This is a genomic window from Neobacillus sp. NRS-1170 (genome assembly GCF_050468025.1).
This window is the reverse complement of record NZ_JBITPF010000013.1, coordinates 13,865-27,124: the sequence shown is the minus strand read 5'-3', so window position 1 is coordinate 27,124 and position 13,260 is coordinate 13,865. Positions and strand designations below refer to the sequence as shown.

The 13,260-nt window shown below is 36.5% G+C and carries 17 protein-coding genes; 4 read left to right on the top strand and 13 right to left on the bottom strand.

The features are described 5' to 3' along the window. Positions 1–90: 90 nt before the first annotated feature. From ACIFOT_RS05105 to ACIFOT_RS05075, 7 genes are all read right to left on the bottom strand, one after another. On the bottom strand, positions 91–1,047 hold the full coding sequence (locus ACIFOT_RS05105) for an asparaginase (protein WP_430062769.1): 957 nt from the start codon (positions 1,045–1,047) through the stop codon (positions 91–93). Between the two features lie 8 nt (positions 1,048–1,055). Next, positions 1,056–2,027, bottom strand: a complete 972-nt coding sequence (locus ACIFOT_RS05100; RefSeq protein ID WP_430062519.1) for a YpdA family putative bacillithiol disulfide reductase — start codon at positions 2,025–2,027, stop codon at positions 1,056–1,058. A gap of 209 nt (positions 2,028–2,236) precedes the next feature. Continuing rightward, complete coding sequence (locus ACIFOT_RS05095; protein ID WP_430062516.1) at positions 2,237–3,514, bottom strand: Glu/Leu/Phe/Val family dehydrogenase; 1,278 nt, start codon at positions 3,512–3,514, stop codon at positions 2,237–2,239. A 193-nt stretch (positions 3,515–3,707) separates the two neighbouring features. Further along, the gene (locus ACIFOT_RS05090; protein ID WP_430062513.1) at positions 3,708–4,292 is read right to left on the bottom strand and encodes a genetic competence negative regulator; all 585 of its coding nucleotides are present in this window, start codon (positions 4,290–4,292) and stop codon (positions 3,708–3,710) included. A 69-nt stretch (positions 4,293–4,361) separates the two neighbouring features. Then, positions 4,362–5,150: a metallophosphoesterase gene (locus ACIFOT_RS05085; protein WP_430062510.1), complete on the bottom strand. Its 789-nt coding sequence runs from the start codon at positions 5,148–5,150 to the stop codon at positions 4,362–4,364. A 16-nt stretch (positions 5,151–5,166) separates the two neighbouring features. After that, on the bottom strand, positions 5,167–5,535 hold the full coding sequence (locus tag ACIFOT_RS05080; RefSeq protein WP_430062507.1) for a hypothetical protein: 369 nt from the start codon (positions 5,533–5,535) through the stop codon (positions 5,167–5,169). A gap of 59 nt (positions 5,536–5,594) precedes the next feature. Further along, positions 5,595–6,230, bottom strand: a complete 636-nt coding sequence (locus ACIFOT_RS05075) for a CBS domain-containing protein (protein ID WP_430062504.1) — start codon at positions 6,228–6,230, stop codon at positions 5,595–5,597. 145 nt (positions 6,231–6,375) lie between these two features. Between ACIFOT_RS05075 and ACIFOT_RS05070 the strand changes: the two genes are divergently transcribed. The 3 genes from ACIFOT_RS05070 to cotJC are packed head-to-tail and all read left to right on the top strand — an operon-like array spanning position 6,376 to position 7,456. Further along, complete coding sequence (locus ACIFOT_RS05070; RefSeq protein WP_430062502.1) at positions 6,376–6,606, top strand: spore coat associated protein CotJA; 231 nt, start codon at positions 6,376–6,378, stop codon at positions 6,604–6,606. Further along, positions 6,603–6,863 (top strand): spore coat protein CotJB, encoded by a 261-nt coding sequence (locus ACIFOT_RS05065; RefSeq protein WP_430062499.1) that lies wholly within the window; start codon positions 6,603–6,605, stop codon positions 6,861–6,863. The genes ACIFOT_RS05070 and ACIFOT_RS05065 overlap by 4 nt, the downstream gene beginning before the upstream one ends. A gap of 23 nt (positions 6,864–6,886) precedes the next feature. Next, complete coding sequence (cotJC, locus tag ACIFOT_RS05060; protein WP_430062496.1) at positions 6,887–7,456, top strand: spore coat protein CotJC; 570 nt, start codon at positions 6,887–6,889, stop codon at positions 7,454–7,456. Between the two features lie 28 nt (positions 7,457–7,484). Here the strand turns inward: cotJC and ACIFOT_RS05055 are convergent, their stop codons facing one another. The 5 genes from ACIFOT_RS05055 to ACIFOT_RS05035 all read right to left on the bottom strand — a co-directional run bounded on the left by ACIFOT_RS05055 (position 7,485) and on the right by ACIFOT_RS05035 (position 11,931). Continuing rightward, positions 7,485–7,940, bottom strand: coding sequence for a YpbF family protein (locus ACIFOT_RS05055; protein WP_430062493.1), 456 nt, complete (start codon positions 7,938–7,940; stop codon positions 7,485–7,487). 175 nt (positions 7,941–8,115) lie between these two features. Next, positions 8,116–8,793 carry a LysM peptidoglycan-binding domain-containing protein gene (locus tag ACIFOT_RS05050; RefSeq protein ID WP_430062491.1) on the bottom strand — a complete coding sequence of 226 codons (678 nt, stop codon included), beginning with the start codon at positions 8,791–8,793 and terminating at the stop codon, positions 8,116–8,118. Continuing rightward, on the bottom strand, positions 8,790–9,395 hold the full coding sequence (locus tag ACIFOT_RS05045) for a CPBP family intramembrane glutamic endopeptidase (protein WP_430062489.1): 606 nt from the start codon (positions 9,393–9,395) through the stop codon (positions 8,790–8,792). The genes ACIFOT_RS05050 and ACIFOT_RS05045 overlap by 4 nt, the downstream gene beginning before the upstream one ends. Continuing rightward, positions 9,392–10,894 carry a RecQ family ATP-dependent DNA helicase gene (locus ACIFOT_RS05040; protein WP_430062487.1) on the bottom strand — a complete coding sequence of 501 codons (1,503 nt, stop codon included), beginning with the start codon at positions 10,892–10,894 and terminating at the stop codon, positions 9,392–9,394. Before ACIFOT_RS05040 ends, ACIFOT_RS05045 begins: the two co-directional genes overlap by 4 nt. Further along, positions 10,894–11,931, bottom strand: a complete 1,038-nt coding sequence (locus ACIFOT_RS05035; RefSeq protein WP_430062484.1) for a helix-turn-helix domain-containing protein — start codon at positions 11,929–11,931, stop codon at positions 10,894–10,896. Before ACIFOT_RS05035 ends, ACIFOT_RS05040 begins: the two co-directional genes overlap by 1 nt. 246 nt (positions 11,932–12,177) lie before the next feature. On the opposite strand from ACIFOT_RS05035, the gene ACIFOT_RS05030 reads away from it, so the two are divergent. After that, the gene (locus tag ACIFOT_RS05030) at positions 12,178–12,426 is read left to right on the top strand and encodes a ferredoxin (protein WP_223591608.1); all 249 of its coding nucleotides are present in this window, start codon (positions 12,178–12,180) and stop codon (positions 12,424–12,426) included. Between the two features lie 112 nt (positions 12,427–12,538). Here ACIFOT_RS05030 and ACIFOT_RS05025 read toward each other — a convergent pair whose 3' ends face one another. Next, a complete protein-coding gene (locus ACIFOT_RS05025; RefSeq protein WP_430062765.1) occupies positions 12,539–13,105 on the bottom strand; it encodes an ECF transporter S component in 567 nt (188 codons plus the stop codon). Positions 13,106–13,260 lie beyond the last annotated feature (155 nt).

Genomic DNA, 13,260 nt, shown 5'->3' with positions numbered 1-13,260 from the left:
TCCAATCCGTTTTCTTAATGGTACCATGGAAACAATATAAAGAAAATGATAGTTTCCTTCCACTTCATCTAGAAAGATTGTCTAAATCATTTAAAAGTTTATATTTTCTAAGCCGCTTGCAAGGGCAACAGCCAATTTGATTCTTGCCTTTTTAGAATCATTGTCACTTCCTAAAATTACCCCTTTTTTATAGAGGTCATAGGCACTGCCTTCGTAATCATAGGTTGTGTAAACAGAACCCTCTTCTGCACTGGTTGTAATCACCAATTTAATTCCCTGCTTAATTGCCATTTCAATTTCATCCATCATTTGAGGAGCCACCTGGCCGCGGCCGACACCTTCAAGAACAATTCCTTTTACCCCTGCATCACGTGCGGCTTTAATAAATTTCCCATCTGCACCAATATAGCATTTAATCAATTCAACTTGAGGGATTGCAGTCTGTATCTCATAATATTCTCTTTTAATCGGCTTTTGAAAGACATGGACTTGATCATTATCAATAATGCCAAGATATCCAAAACCAAAGGCATTAAAACCTTGAATATTTGAAGCGTGTTCTTTTTTTACATAGCGGGCAGCGAATATCCTTTCATTAAAGACAACAACTGCCCCAGCTTCATGCAGGTCAGTAGAGCAGGCTGAGTAAATGGCATGTCGTAAATTAATATAAACATCGCTCCCTAAATCTTCAGGAGAACGTTGAGAGCCTGTGACCACCACAGGACGATGGTCTTTTATCGTTAAATCAAGGAAATAAGCGGTCTCTTCCATCGTATCAGTTCCGTGTGTCACTACAACACCTGCAACTGTCTCATCTTTAAAATAGTCCACTATTTTGTTTTTTAATGTAGTTAGATCTTCAAATGTAATATGAATGCTCGCTTTTTGAAAAACAGATTCTACTATGACTTCAATGTCTTTTGGTAAATTACACATCGCAGCAAGTTCTTCCCCGGTAAGGGCACCTGAAGCAAGTTTTCCAGAATCCTTATTTGGTTTACTAGCGATTGTTCCTCCAGTTGTTAATAAAACAACCTTTTTCATCATCTCAATCACCCTTCAGCTTCTTTTTCTATAATGGAGTGTGCAATTTGTCCGCCATGGAACCTGCCATTTTCGATAAATATTTCATTCGCATTGTTTCCGGCAGCAATTACCCCCGCTATATAGATACCCTCCACATTGGTCTCCATGGTTTCAGGATTAAATAGCGGTCTGCCTGATTCTGAATCAATTTTCACACCCATCGTTTTTAAAAATTGATGATCGGGATGATAACCGGTCATCGCAAAAACAAAATCGTTACTAATTGTTTTTTCAACACCGTCTATATTATATATAACTTGCGCCTCGGTTATAGCCTTAACATTTGCGTTAAATTCCATTAATATAGTCCCTGTACGAACCAATGCTTCAAATTCCGGGAGAATCCACGGCTTAATGCTGGGAGAATATTCTTTTCCTCGATAGAGTACGGTCACTCTCGCCCCTGCCTTCACCAATTCCAGTGCAGCATCCACGCTTGAATTTTTCCCGCCGATTACACATACATCTTTGTCAAAATACGGATGTGCTTCTTTAAAATAATGTTTAACTTTAGACAAGTCTTCCCCAGGGACATTCATGTAATTCGGATGATCATAATAACCTGTTGCAATAATTACATAATGGGCACAGTAGCTATTTTTATCCGTAATGACATGAAATAAATCATCTTGCTTTGATACTTTATTTACCTTCTCGAATGAGTTTATCCGGAGCTCCTTCCGTCTTGCGACTTCCCGATAATAGACAAGTGCCTGATTTCGTTTAGGTTTGTAGGTATCTGTAAAAAAAGGTACATCACCAATTTCTAATTTTTCACTGGTACTAAAAAAGGTTTGATGGGTCGGATAATGATATATGGAATTAACTACATTCCCTTTTTCTATAATTAATGGCTTTTTTCCGATTTCTTGAAGAGAAATAGCTGCTGCAAGCCCGCAAGGTCCGCCGCCAACAATGATTATGTCTTCTATTTGCACTTTAGGTACACTCCTTAATAAATACATAAACTGTGTTAAACTTGGCTGTTGATTTGCGCTCCAGGCGCAAGCGGTTCGCGGAGTCTCGCCCCTTCCGCTCAAATCAACAGGGTTTCAAAATCAGTTATATCCTTTAACATAACCGAAACTAAAAAAACTCCTATCGTTTAATGATAGGAGTTTTTTCGTTTTTTTTCAATGTTTAGCCTTTAAATCCAGCCTCTGAAGCGGCTTGCTTCAGCCATCTTTCTAACCCCAACCATATAAGCAGCAAGGCGCATGTCTACACGTCGGGTTTGAGCAGTGTCATAAATATTTTTAAATGATTTAACCATTACTTTTTCAAGCTTTTCTTCCACTTCTTCTTCTGACCAGTAGTAGCCTTGGTTATTTTGTACCCACTCGAAATAAGATACCGTAACCCCGCCAGCAGATGCTAAAACGTCTGGAACAAGAAGAACACCACGTTCTGTTAAAATTTCTGTTGCCTCTAAAGTAGTTGGGCCGTTAGCCGCCTCTACAACGATACTTGCACGAATGTTATGAGCGTTCTCAGCAGTAATTTGATTTTCAATTGCCGCAGGGACAAGAATGTCACACTCAAGTTCTAGTAATTCTTTATTTGAAATTGTGTTATTAAATAATTTTGTTACTGTTCCAAAGCTGTCTCTTCTATCTAATAGATAATCAATATCTAGACCATTTGAATCGTATAATGCACCGTAAGCATCCGAAATCCCTACAACCTTCGCCCCTGCGTCATGCATGAATTTTGATAAATAGCTTCCGGCATTTCCAAAACCTTGGACGACTACTCTTGCACCCTCGATTTGAATTCCTTTCTTTTGGGCTGCTTCACGAATACAGATGGTTACACCCTTTGCAGTAGCAGATTCACGACCATGTGATCCGCCGAGAACAAGCGGCTTACCAGTGATGAAGCCTGGAGAGTTAAATTCATCGATTCGGCTGTATTCATCCATCATCCAAGCCATAATTTGCGAATTGGTAAATACGTCTGGAGCAGGAATATCCTTCGTAGGTCCTACAATTTGACTGATAGCTCGTACGTATCCACGGCTAAGTCTTTCAAGCTCTCTAAAAGACATATCACGAGGATCGCAGATGATACCACCTTTTCCCCCTCCGTATGGAAGGTCGACAATTCCACATTTTAAACTCATCCAAATTGAAAGTGCTTTCACTTCTGTCTCTGTTACTCCTGGGTGGAAGCGAATTCCGCCTTTTGTAGGCCCAACTGCATCATTATGCTGTGCACGGTAGCCAGTAAATATTTTTATTGAACCGTCATCCATTCTAATTGGAATTTTTACTGTCATCATACGTAACGGCTCTTTCAAGAGCTCGTATACCTCTTCAGGATAACCTAACTTTTCAAGGGCCTTATGAATCACAGTCTGTGTTGATTTTAACACATCATGATTTTCCTCTTGATTAGTCTTTTCATTTGCATTTTCGGCTACCATTTGTAATCCTCCTAGAAATTGCTTTTACGAATGTTGTCCGCTTTCAGACACAAGTATACACCTTTAAATGATTTATGCAAGAAAAAAAACATAGTTTTCTACATTAATTCGATATTATGTAAACGCTGCCATCCATGATTAATTTAATGATTTATGGATAGCATTTGTCCAATAGGTTTACTTCATCCATTTTTTATATTTTAAAAAAATGAAGAATAGTCTCCACCGCTTTATTTTCGATAATCTTTTTTCCATATTCCATAAGTACAAATGGACTAATGATTGAAGCATTGCCAAATTCCGAAAATATACAAGCCACTTGTTCGTTTTTTGTAGATTCTAATTTTTCCATTAAAAGGTAATAGTGGTTGTTCATAAAATATAGGCTACCGCCAAATATATTCATGTAGGATAATCTTTGGGTAAGACTAATTATGTCTTCAAATTCCTCAAACTCATATATTAGGTCATCAAATCCTCCGACCCTTACTTGCATTTCAATAAATCCATCGTATAGTATCTCTTCATCTTCTTCTGCTTCATTTACAGTAATGATCATAATCATCCCCTGTGCCTGAAGGGAGAATATTTCCACTGCCACAGACCCCTGTATATCTACATCAAATTCCTCACTTGCTTCCTCAAGCATATCATGAAAAAGCTGATTCCATTTGCTTGAATCCTTCCAAATATCTTCCTTGGAAAGTCCCCTATCAATTAAATCATCAGAGGTTAAAAAAATTTTAATTTTATTGGCTGTTAAGCGTTCTAAGCGCATGATTTTGCCCCCTGCTGTGACATCACTCTTGTTTGTAGTGTATGCCTCAGGGCTTTGTTTGTGAATTGTCTACATCACCTTATCCGGGGCAGGGCCATTTCTAAGGGTAATAAGATGGCATTCTGCAGGGGCGCCTAACCTTAAGGGCAGCATAGTTGTTCCATATCCATTACTAATTAAAAGGGTTGTATTTTTAAGTCTTGTCAGCCTTCCTCGTTTATAGGGACTATAACCGAAAATATGAATCTGACCTCCATGGGTATGTCCGCTTAATACTAAACGTATTTCATGCTCCGGAAGAATTTTGTTTGTTATATTAGGATAATGGCTTGCCAAAATTTTAAAACTATTTTCCTCTGCATCTAACAGTGCTAACTCAAGGCGGTCACGATTTTGGTTAAAGTCATCCACTCCAAGCAAACATAATTTTTCTCCTTGATTCGATTCAAAGGTAACAGAAGTATTGTCTAACACTTTAATACCATGGTCCATAAAGATAGCATCTAATTCATGGTAGTCAACCTCATAGTCATTGTTTCCCCAAACAAAGTAAACGGGTCCAATTTGTTTTAATTTGTTTAAATTGGTTTTCACTCTCTCAAAGGGGACTCCCTTCTCTGTTAAATCTCCCCCTATGATGACAATATCAGCCTTCCCTTTAACATTATTAAGGATGGTTTGCGAGATTGTTCTTCTATGTATATCTGAAATAAAAAAGATCTTTACCTCTCCAAACATGGCCGGAAAGTCCGGAAAATAAATATCCTGTTCCTTGACTTTATTTTGAAAAGCTTGATTTAGCATATATAAAAGCAAAAGTATGCCGCCTAAAATCAAAGCAACTAATATAATAATCATTCTGTTTGTTCCCCTTTTATTTTTCTATAGAAATCATACCATAAAGAAAACTCAAACTAAAAAAAAGGAGTGTTTCTTCCCAGCCAATATAAAAAAGAAGGAAAAACACGATTCCAAAACCACAATATTCCAATAACATTAGGATACTCCAAGACATTTGCTTCCTCCATGCTTTTATCGTCTTATTAATAATCCCTTTTATTACTCCTCCATTGATTAAAATTCCAATGAATAAAGCAATTGCAGCTGCGAAGAATTGTAATGGATTTATGACAATTCCGACAAAAAAGTCAGCAAGTACATAAGGATGTGGTATTGAAATCCATTTAATCACTAAATATCCACTGAAAAAAGCAAAAACAAATTGAACTAACCTCATAAACATAAAAACCCCCTCCCATAAAAATATATGAGAAGGAGTCTTTTTTTTTCCTTTATTTGAGTTTAATCATCCTCTTGAATACTTAAAATTCGGAAGCCATGCTCTTCTAGTTTCTTTATAAAGCGGTCCATATTGTTTTTCTTTTCAACCTTCATCACAATTCTACGAACGAGTCTGTCTGTTTCATCAAAAGTTACAAGTGATATGATATGCTCGTGAAATTGGTGAGCTATTTCAGAGAGGCGGGCAATCCGTCCCTCAGTTTCAACAGATGTAAAGGCAATTCTAACACCTGGGCGGTTTACACCAAATGCGCTTTCGAATGAACTTAATACATCGGACCGTGTAACAACCCCGAGAAATTGATGATTTGAATCAACAACTGCTAATAATGGAAAATCCTTTAAATCAAGGAGTGTCTTTTCAAATAATTCAGAGCCCTCTAAAAACTTTTCTTGGTGAGTGGCTATATCTTTTACTACCGTTAAATTTAAATATTCATCCTTTGGTTTATTCGATAGGAAATAATTTTCATAGATGCTGTATCTTGTGACTACACCTGCATATTGCTCTCCTTGTAAGACCGGTAACCCATCTATTTGATGTTTTTCAAGACTTTCCAAAGCCTGTTTAAGGGTTACATCTGCTTGTACAGTAAAGCATTCATGCTTTGGTATCATAATATTTTTCACGAACAATTTCCATCACCTCAAAGTTATATTCCTACTTATATTATACTTCTACAAGACAATGAAAAACCCTTTCATATATTAAAGTTTTATGTCATGTTTTGATAAAAATTTCATATATTTAAATGATATTGAAAAAATAGGGAGGGCCACAATGCACACTCATCAAAAGGTCTATCATCCGTATGCGAGTCCATTTGACCCCTGCAAGCCGATACTTGAAAAAACCTATTCCACTCCACCTCATTTATATATTGGATTCCAGCCGCCAAATCTTCCGCAATTTTCCCCGCTTGAGGCATTGAGAGCAGGCACACTTTGGAAGGATTTTTATGACCCGTATTACAATGCTTTTGAGAAAGCGGGAGGGGGACTGACGACTTGAAACAGGTTCCTGCCGAATATTATCAATTGATGGAACAGCTTCAAGCTGTTGACTTCGTCTTGGTTGAGCTAACCCTATACTTAGATACTCATAACGATGATTTTGAGGCAATTAACCAATTTAATCATTATGTGAGGGAAAGGAAGAGACTCAAAAAAGCATTTGAAAGTCAATTTGGCCCTTTGCAGCAGTTTGGCAACAGTTACTCCGGACATCCTTGGAACTGGGACGATAGTCCATGGCCATGGCAGGTTTAATTTAGAGGGAGGGATTACATTAAATGTGGATTTACGAAAAGAAGCTCCAATATCCCGTACGAGTCAGTACCTGTAATCCGACTTTAGCAAAATACTTAATTGAACAATATGGAGGTGCTGATGGAGAGCTTGCCGCAGCATTACGATATTTAAACCAGAGGTATACCATACCTGATAAAGTAATTGGTCTTTTGACAGATATCGGTACTGAAGAGTTTGCCCATCTCGAAATGATTGCCACAATGGTGTATAAATTAACAAAAGATGCTACCCCTGAGCAATTGAAGGCAGCGGGATTAGGGGATCATTATGCTGACCATGACAGTGCACTATATTACCATAATGCTGCAGGCTCACCCTTTACTGCTACCTATATTACTGCCAAAGGTGACCCTATTGCTGATTTATATGAAGATATAGCAGCAGAAGAAAAAGCCAGGGCAACGTACCAATGGTTGATTAACATTAGTGATGATCCAGATATTAATGATAGTCTTCGCTTTTTACGTGAACGTGAGATTATCCATTCACAGCGCTTCCGTGAAGCAGTGGAAATTTTAAAAGAGGAACGTGGAAAAAAGAAGATTTTCTAATGGATAAAAGAAGCAGATCGCTCTGCTTCTATTTCTTTTCATGATAAAGGTTTATATCATAATTTTTTTTCATAATCTCAAATACTAAATGACGGTTTTTCCATTCCTCTTCTTTTTTCCAGTAGTCCTTGCTGCGGTCAACAATTTCACATCTTAGTTCATGATATTCCTTTTCTGCTTTATCCTTCTTCTCTTTTAGCAAATTCATGGCTCCATACATTCCAACAGAAAAAACCAAGAAGGTAAAGTTTTTAGAATCATTGACAAAAGCAGAAAACATTGCAGCAAAAGAATACGAATAAACACTGGCAACGGTAATATATAAATAAAGGAAGAATAATGCAGCCAATATGATTGTTCCCCAAATTGATAGTTTATGCCAGTTTTTAAATTTGTCAAACTTCTCTTTTCTTTTCCTCACATTTTCAAGTGCCTGCTTTGTGGCTTGATCCGTATTTTCAAGTAATTGGATTGAAGAATCCATTTTATCAGCCTCCATTTCTCCGTATATAAATATGAACTTGTCCGCTAGTTTATGTTTTTTTAATTTAAAGCTCAGAAAAACTCGGTTGTTGATTTGTGCTCCAATCAACAGTGTTAAAAATTAACAATGGCATTTAACACAGCCAAATTAAAAAACCAATCTAATGATAGATCGGTTATTTATTCAATGGTATTTTTAGTACTTGGCCTGCATCGATTTTATCACCTTGAAAATGGTTAGCATGTCTGATAATGTTCATGCCTGATTGAGACTTATAGTATTCCATCGCAATATGATATAAGGTTTCTTTCGGCTGAACCGTGTGGTAAACGATTTTACTTTGCTTTTTGGGTGCGGGTGGTTGGTACTTCTTTGTTTCTTGTATTGGCTGACTATTTTTATCTCCTGACTTATTTGAATCGATGTTGACAGGTCCTGGAGCTGTGGAAATTTCTTTTGTACTATTCTCTTCAGTATTAGCTGCTTCGGTTTTTACTTCGTTACTTTCCATCTGTTGCTCATCGACCTGTTTATTTTTCTCTTCGATTTCTGTTTTTTCTAGATTAATAGTTTCATAGCCTACAGAATCCCCAGATGTCTTAACGGTACTGTTTATTTTCTTACCATCTAGATACGATATCACGCTGAAAATAATGACAGGTAAAAGGATAAAGATAAGAACCAATAGTCGAATAACCGGGTATTTAAACTTCCATTTTGTTTTCTTCTTTTTTTGCCGGTGCAGCTGCTCTCTTGGCGGCAAATCACCTGATTCATCAATTTTTTCATTAATTTTTTGTATCCGCTGTTTTAACCTTTCAGCTTGATCACGATATGGTTCCTCTTTATTCACGTAGAAACTCCTTTCTCGTCGTCATTACCTGGTGAACGTCTAAATTTTATATATACACCCAAAAGGAAATCGATGATAAAATGCATGACAATCGTAACGGCTAAATTATCTGTCCACTCAAATATCATACCGATTAAAAAACTAAGGACGACTATATTTAAAAATAAAAACCAATTAAAAAGATATCGATAATGGATAATGGCAAAAATAATACTGGCCAGTATGAGACCTACTTTTGTTTGGATGATCCCACGAAATAACAATTCCTCACTAAAAGCGACAATTGCTGCAATGATGAAGATATGAATAATATTTCTATGTTTAAAAATTCTTTCATTTAATCCACCGTCATCATAAAAGGAGGATGGGAGACAGTTCATTAAGATTATATCGATCATCACAACAGCTGCTCCTGATGGTATCCCTATTAGGAAAATATTAAAGTCCTTAAAGTGCAAATTATCCATATAGTCGAAATGATCAAAGAAAATAAACCCTAATATGAATGAAATGACTAAAAGGATGATTTGCGTCATATAGAGGTGAAGAAGCAACTCTTTGTTAGTTAAGTTTTTTATCAATTCATTATACTTCTTTTTCATTCGCTCAACTCATTCTTCATTAATATTTTTCCAAGATACTCCATCCAAGATAGTTCGTTTGTTGTCGTTTTCGACTGGTCGATTGAAGAATGATAATCTTTCAGCTGTAGCCCGCATTGATCGCAGCACGGAATCACCTTTTTGGTGAATTCATCATCAAAGTAATCCAAAATAAATTCCCTTCTACATACATTTGATTCCACCCATGCTTTCATTTGATATATATTGTTCATTTTCGCAGTTAGCCTTTTCTTTAGAAATAACTGAATGGTTTTCTGAAGTTCTACTTGGCTGTCTTGTGGTGCATCATTAATCAAATCCTTAAGGATACGCCATTGAATTTCATTAAAACCGCCTAGCTCTCTTAAATGATTATTCAATTGGAGCTTTCCATCCATATAATCTTCTTCCTGCTCTAATTTAGAAAACAGCCAATCAATTTGCTCCTCTGATGGAAGTTCCCCCTCTGCCAATTGAATCGGAAGGTACTCGTCCCCGGGGGAGTATAATAAAATGGCGATGCTAAGTTCTCCATCTCGGCCTGCTCTTCCAATTTCCTGAAGATAGGATTCTATTTGCATAGGCAGATGATAGTGGATGATAAATCGGATATTTTCTTTATTTACACCCATTCCAAATGCACTAGTAGCACAGATGACATCCAACTGCCCGTGAATAAATTGCTGTTGGATTAATACCCTAGTATCCGGATCCTGTCCCCCGTGATAGGCCATGGTTCGGCAAATCCCTTTTTCCGCTAATAAAGAAGCCATTTGCTCCGCTGATTTTTTACTGGAAAAATAAATTATTCCGGGTTTCTGCAGTTTAGAAACCAACTCAACTACCCGATAATGTTTATTATTGTAATCCGCTATTTTCTCCACCTTAAAAGCAATATTGGGACGATCTATGGTTGATTCCACTTTTCTACAATTTTCAATACCGAGTGATTGAATTATATCGTTCCGAACTTGCTTTGTTGCTGTTGCAGTGAGAGCAAGTGTCAAAGGATCTCCCAAATGTTGGCGAATATCGCCCAGTTTCGAATAATCAGGTCGAAAATCATATCCCCATTGTGAAATACAATGGGCTTCATCTACGACGAATAAGGAAATGGACAGCTCACCAAGCTTTCGTATAATAAAAGGAACACTTAACATTTCCGGTGATATAAAGATAAATTTATATTTTTTTAACTGGCGAAGGACACTATTTTTTTCCTCTTGTGTAAGAAACGAATTCAATGCAACCACTCTTTTTTCACCAAAGCGCTTAAATTGCTCTACTTGATCCTGCATTAGGGAAAGGAGAGGAGAAATAATTAATATGTGTCCTTTTAGAATAAGCCCAGGAAGCTGATAGCATAAGGACTTTCCTGTCCCAGTAGGAAGCATGGCGAAAGTATGCGTTCCTGCTAAAATAGAAGTGATTACTTCCTTTTGTCCTATCTTGAATGAGTCATAGCCAAAATGTTTTTTTAATAGAATCTCTAACTCCATTATCGCTCACCATACTTCGCCAATACTAATCTTATTTGAAAGTAGCTGGCCATTTTCACTTTGTCCCTTATTAACTTAAGCTGCCGCGATTTAGTTTGCCGTGAAATTTCCAGAATTGTGTCCTGCAGATTTTTTTCTACATAGTCATCAATTGAAAAATCATTAATATGTAAGGCAAATTCTACAAAGTGGTCCTCAATTGTACTTAATTTTAAATGCCTTATGTCTGCAATAATCTCAGGGGAATACCCTTGAGTTAATAGGTTCCATGTTTTTCTGGATGAAATTGTTAATTCATTATTTTGTTTTAAATCCCTCATAAGCAACGATAATAATGGAAAGTGCTTTGGTTCTCGATTAATCTTTTGCAGCAAGTAATGGATAATATTGATAAATTCAATATTATAATCGTGAATATCCATATTCAGCCTCATAGCTGTCTGCTCAGAAGTTAACCCAATTTGTTGATACCCTGTCAATCGGAAAATTAGAACAGAAGGATCGGTATTGTTGGCTTCTTTAAAACTATCTACCAGCTCGGAATAAAGCATGCTTCCCATTTTCTGCCTGGGTACTTGGACTTCTTTTATGATTGTTTTCAACCAAAAATGAACATCTTTGTTTTTTTGTATGGGGATATATTGGGTCTCATGGTACACAAAGTTTGAAGCTACTTGGACTAACAAAGATAATCTTTCCCAAAAATTCATTGTAAATGGGTGATAATCCCAACCATTCAGAAAGCTGGGCATCTTATTGTCATTTAAATTTACCTCTCCATCTGGAGTAAGGATGAATCGCTGCTCCCCACAATTGTGAATCCACTTTTTTTCAACCATATTGTGAATAATATTTTCGAAGGATTCTCGAGTTAGAGTATCATATATCCCAAATAAATGTTTCAGTGAAAATAAATGTGCATCTTGAATCGTTTGTGATGATTTTTTCCCATTTAAAAGGTGATAGATGGAATAAATCGTCCTTTCCCTATTTAATTTCTTTAAACAATTTAGAAGAATCGATTCAATTTGTTTCATCAAGGGCCCCACACTTTTCTGATGTTATTAGACAAATTACCCATTTTTTCTATCTTATTTTAACATGAAATGACAGATCTTGTTGCTCAAAATTATGCTAAAGTAACATAACCAAATCAACAAACCGGGTTATATAAAAGCAACTTTCTATTGAAAAGTTACTCGTACAGTTTTACAATAGATATGAGTAATGCATTTCCATATAATATGGATGAATTTTGTTATATTACTGGGAGGTTTTTTTTCATGGCAAAGTACACAATTGTTGACAAGGAAACTTGTATCGCATGTGGCGCATGCGGCGCAGCAGCACCAGATATCTACGATTACGATGATGAAGGCATTGCATTCGTAACTCTTGACGATAATGAAGGAATCGTTGAAATTCCTGATGTATTAGTTGATGACATGATGGATGCATTTGAAGGCTGCCCAACAGATTCCATTAAGGTTGCTGACGAACCATTTGATGGCAATCCAACTAAATTTGAATAATATTTTGTCAAAAAAATATTGTTAAGCTGCTAACCCTCTTCTGAATTTGAAGAGGGTTTTTCATTTTGCAATAAACAAAAGGCAACCACATTAATTGGTTGCCTTTTGTTTATTATACACTTTTTATTACGGATAATTTATTTATCCATGTTTGCAGTCGAATGAATAATAACATAAAGATGGATGACATAATCACACCTTTAATAATATTAAATGGAAGGATTGCAGGTACAACTATGTTACGCATGTCAGGATATTTCAAAAGGGCTGTATATGCTGGAAGAATGACAAAGTAATTGGCAATACTCATGATCACGGCCATCGTAATTGTCCCAAGAACTAATGCAATGGTCATTCCCTTACGTGTTTTCATTTTGGTATATAAATAATAGGTTGGCAAAATAAATGAGATTCCCGCGAGAAAATTAGCAATATGGCCAACAGGTATTCCTGTTGGACTACCGGTCGCTAAATAATTGAGTACAACTTTGATAAATTCGACAACAATTCCTGCAATTGGCCCAAAAATTAATGCTGCAATTAACGCTGGGATGTCACTGAAATCAACTAATAAGAAATTTTGGAAAAACGGCAGCGGAAAGTTTAATAGCATTAGTAGATAGGCAATACTGCTTAGCATTGCAATTGAAACCATGGCCTTTACATTTGTTTTCTTCATTACTTTCATCTTCCTCTCTCCTTTTTTGATCCATCACCTTAGGAAGAGAGGTTCAGCATACAGATGCCCTGTAAATAATAAACCCCCCAAGTAAAAAATACTTGAGGGAGTACAAAGGCACACTTAATAAACGTTCTAAAAACCATTATTTTTTG

What these genes read in the sequence shown, in the direction of transcription:
- cotJC (WP_430062496.1), top strand. Translation starts at nt 6,887, where the DNA reads ATGTGGATTTACGAAAAGAAGCTCCAATATCCCGTACGAGTCAGTACC.
- ACIFOT_RS05030 (WP_223591608.1), top strand. Translation starts at nt 12,178, where the DNA reads ATGGCAAAGTACACAATTGTTGACAAGGAAACTTGTATCGCATGTGGC.
- ACIFOT_RS05035 (WP_430062484.1), bottom strand. Translation starts at nt 11,931, where the DNA reads ATGAAACAAATTGAATCGATTCTTCTAAATTGTTTAAAGAAATTAAAT.
- ACIFOT_RS05095 (WP_430062516.1), bottom strand. Translation starts at nt 3,514, where the DNA reads ATGGTAGCCGAAAATGCAAATGAAAAGACTAATCAAGAGGAAAATCAT.
- ACIFOT_RS05085 (WP_430062510.1), bottom strand. Translation starts at nt 5,150, where the DNA reads ATGATTATTATATTAGTTGCTTTGATTTTAGGCGGCATACTTTTGCTT.
- ACIFOT_RS05070 (WP_430062502.1), top strand. Translation starts at nt 6,376, where the DNA reads ATGCACACTCATCAAAAGGTCTATCATCCGTATGCGAGTCCATTTGAC.
- ACIFOT_RS05045 (WP_430062489.1), bottom strand. Translation starts at nt 9,395, where the DNA reads ATGAAAAAGAAGTATAATGAATTGATAAAAAACTTAACTAACAAAGAG.
- ACIFOT_RS05055 (WP_430062493.1), bottom strand. Translation starts at nt 7,940, where the DNA reads ATGGATTCTTCAATCCAATTACTTGAAAATACGGATCAAGCCACAAAG.
- ACIFOT_RS05025 (WP_430062765.1), bottom strand. Translation starts at nt 13,105, where the DNA reads ATGAAGAAAACAAATGTAAAGGCCATGGTTTCAATTGCAATGCTAAGC.
- ACIFOT_RS05105 (WP_430062769.1), bottom strand. Translation starts at nt 1,047, where the DNA reads ATGAAAAAGGTTGTTTTATTAACAACTGGAGGAACAATCGCTAGTAAA.
- ACIFOT_RS05040 (WP_430062487.1), bottom strand. Translation starts at nt 10,894, where the DNA reads ATGGAGTTAGAGATTCTATTAAAAAAACATTTTGGCTATGACTCATTC.
- ACIFOT_RS05080 (WP_430062507.1), bottom strand. Translation starts at nt 5,535, where the DNA reads ATGTTTATGAGGTTAGTTCAATTTGTTTTTGCTTTTTTCAGTGGATAT.
- ACIFOT_RS05090 (WP_430062513.1), bottom strand. Translation starts at nt 4,292, where the DNA reads ATGCGCTTAGAACGCTTAACAGCCAATAAAATTAAAATTTTTTTAACC.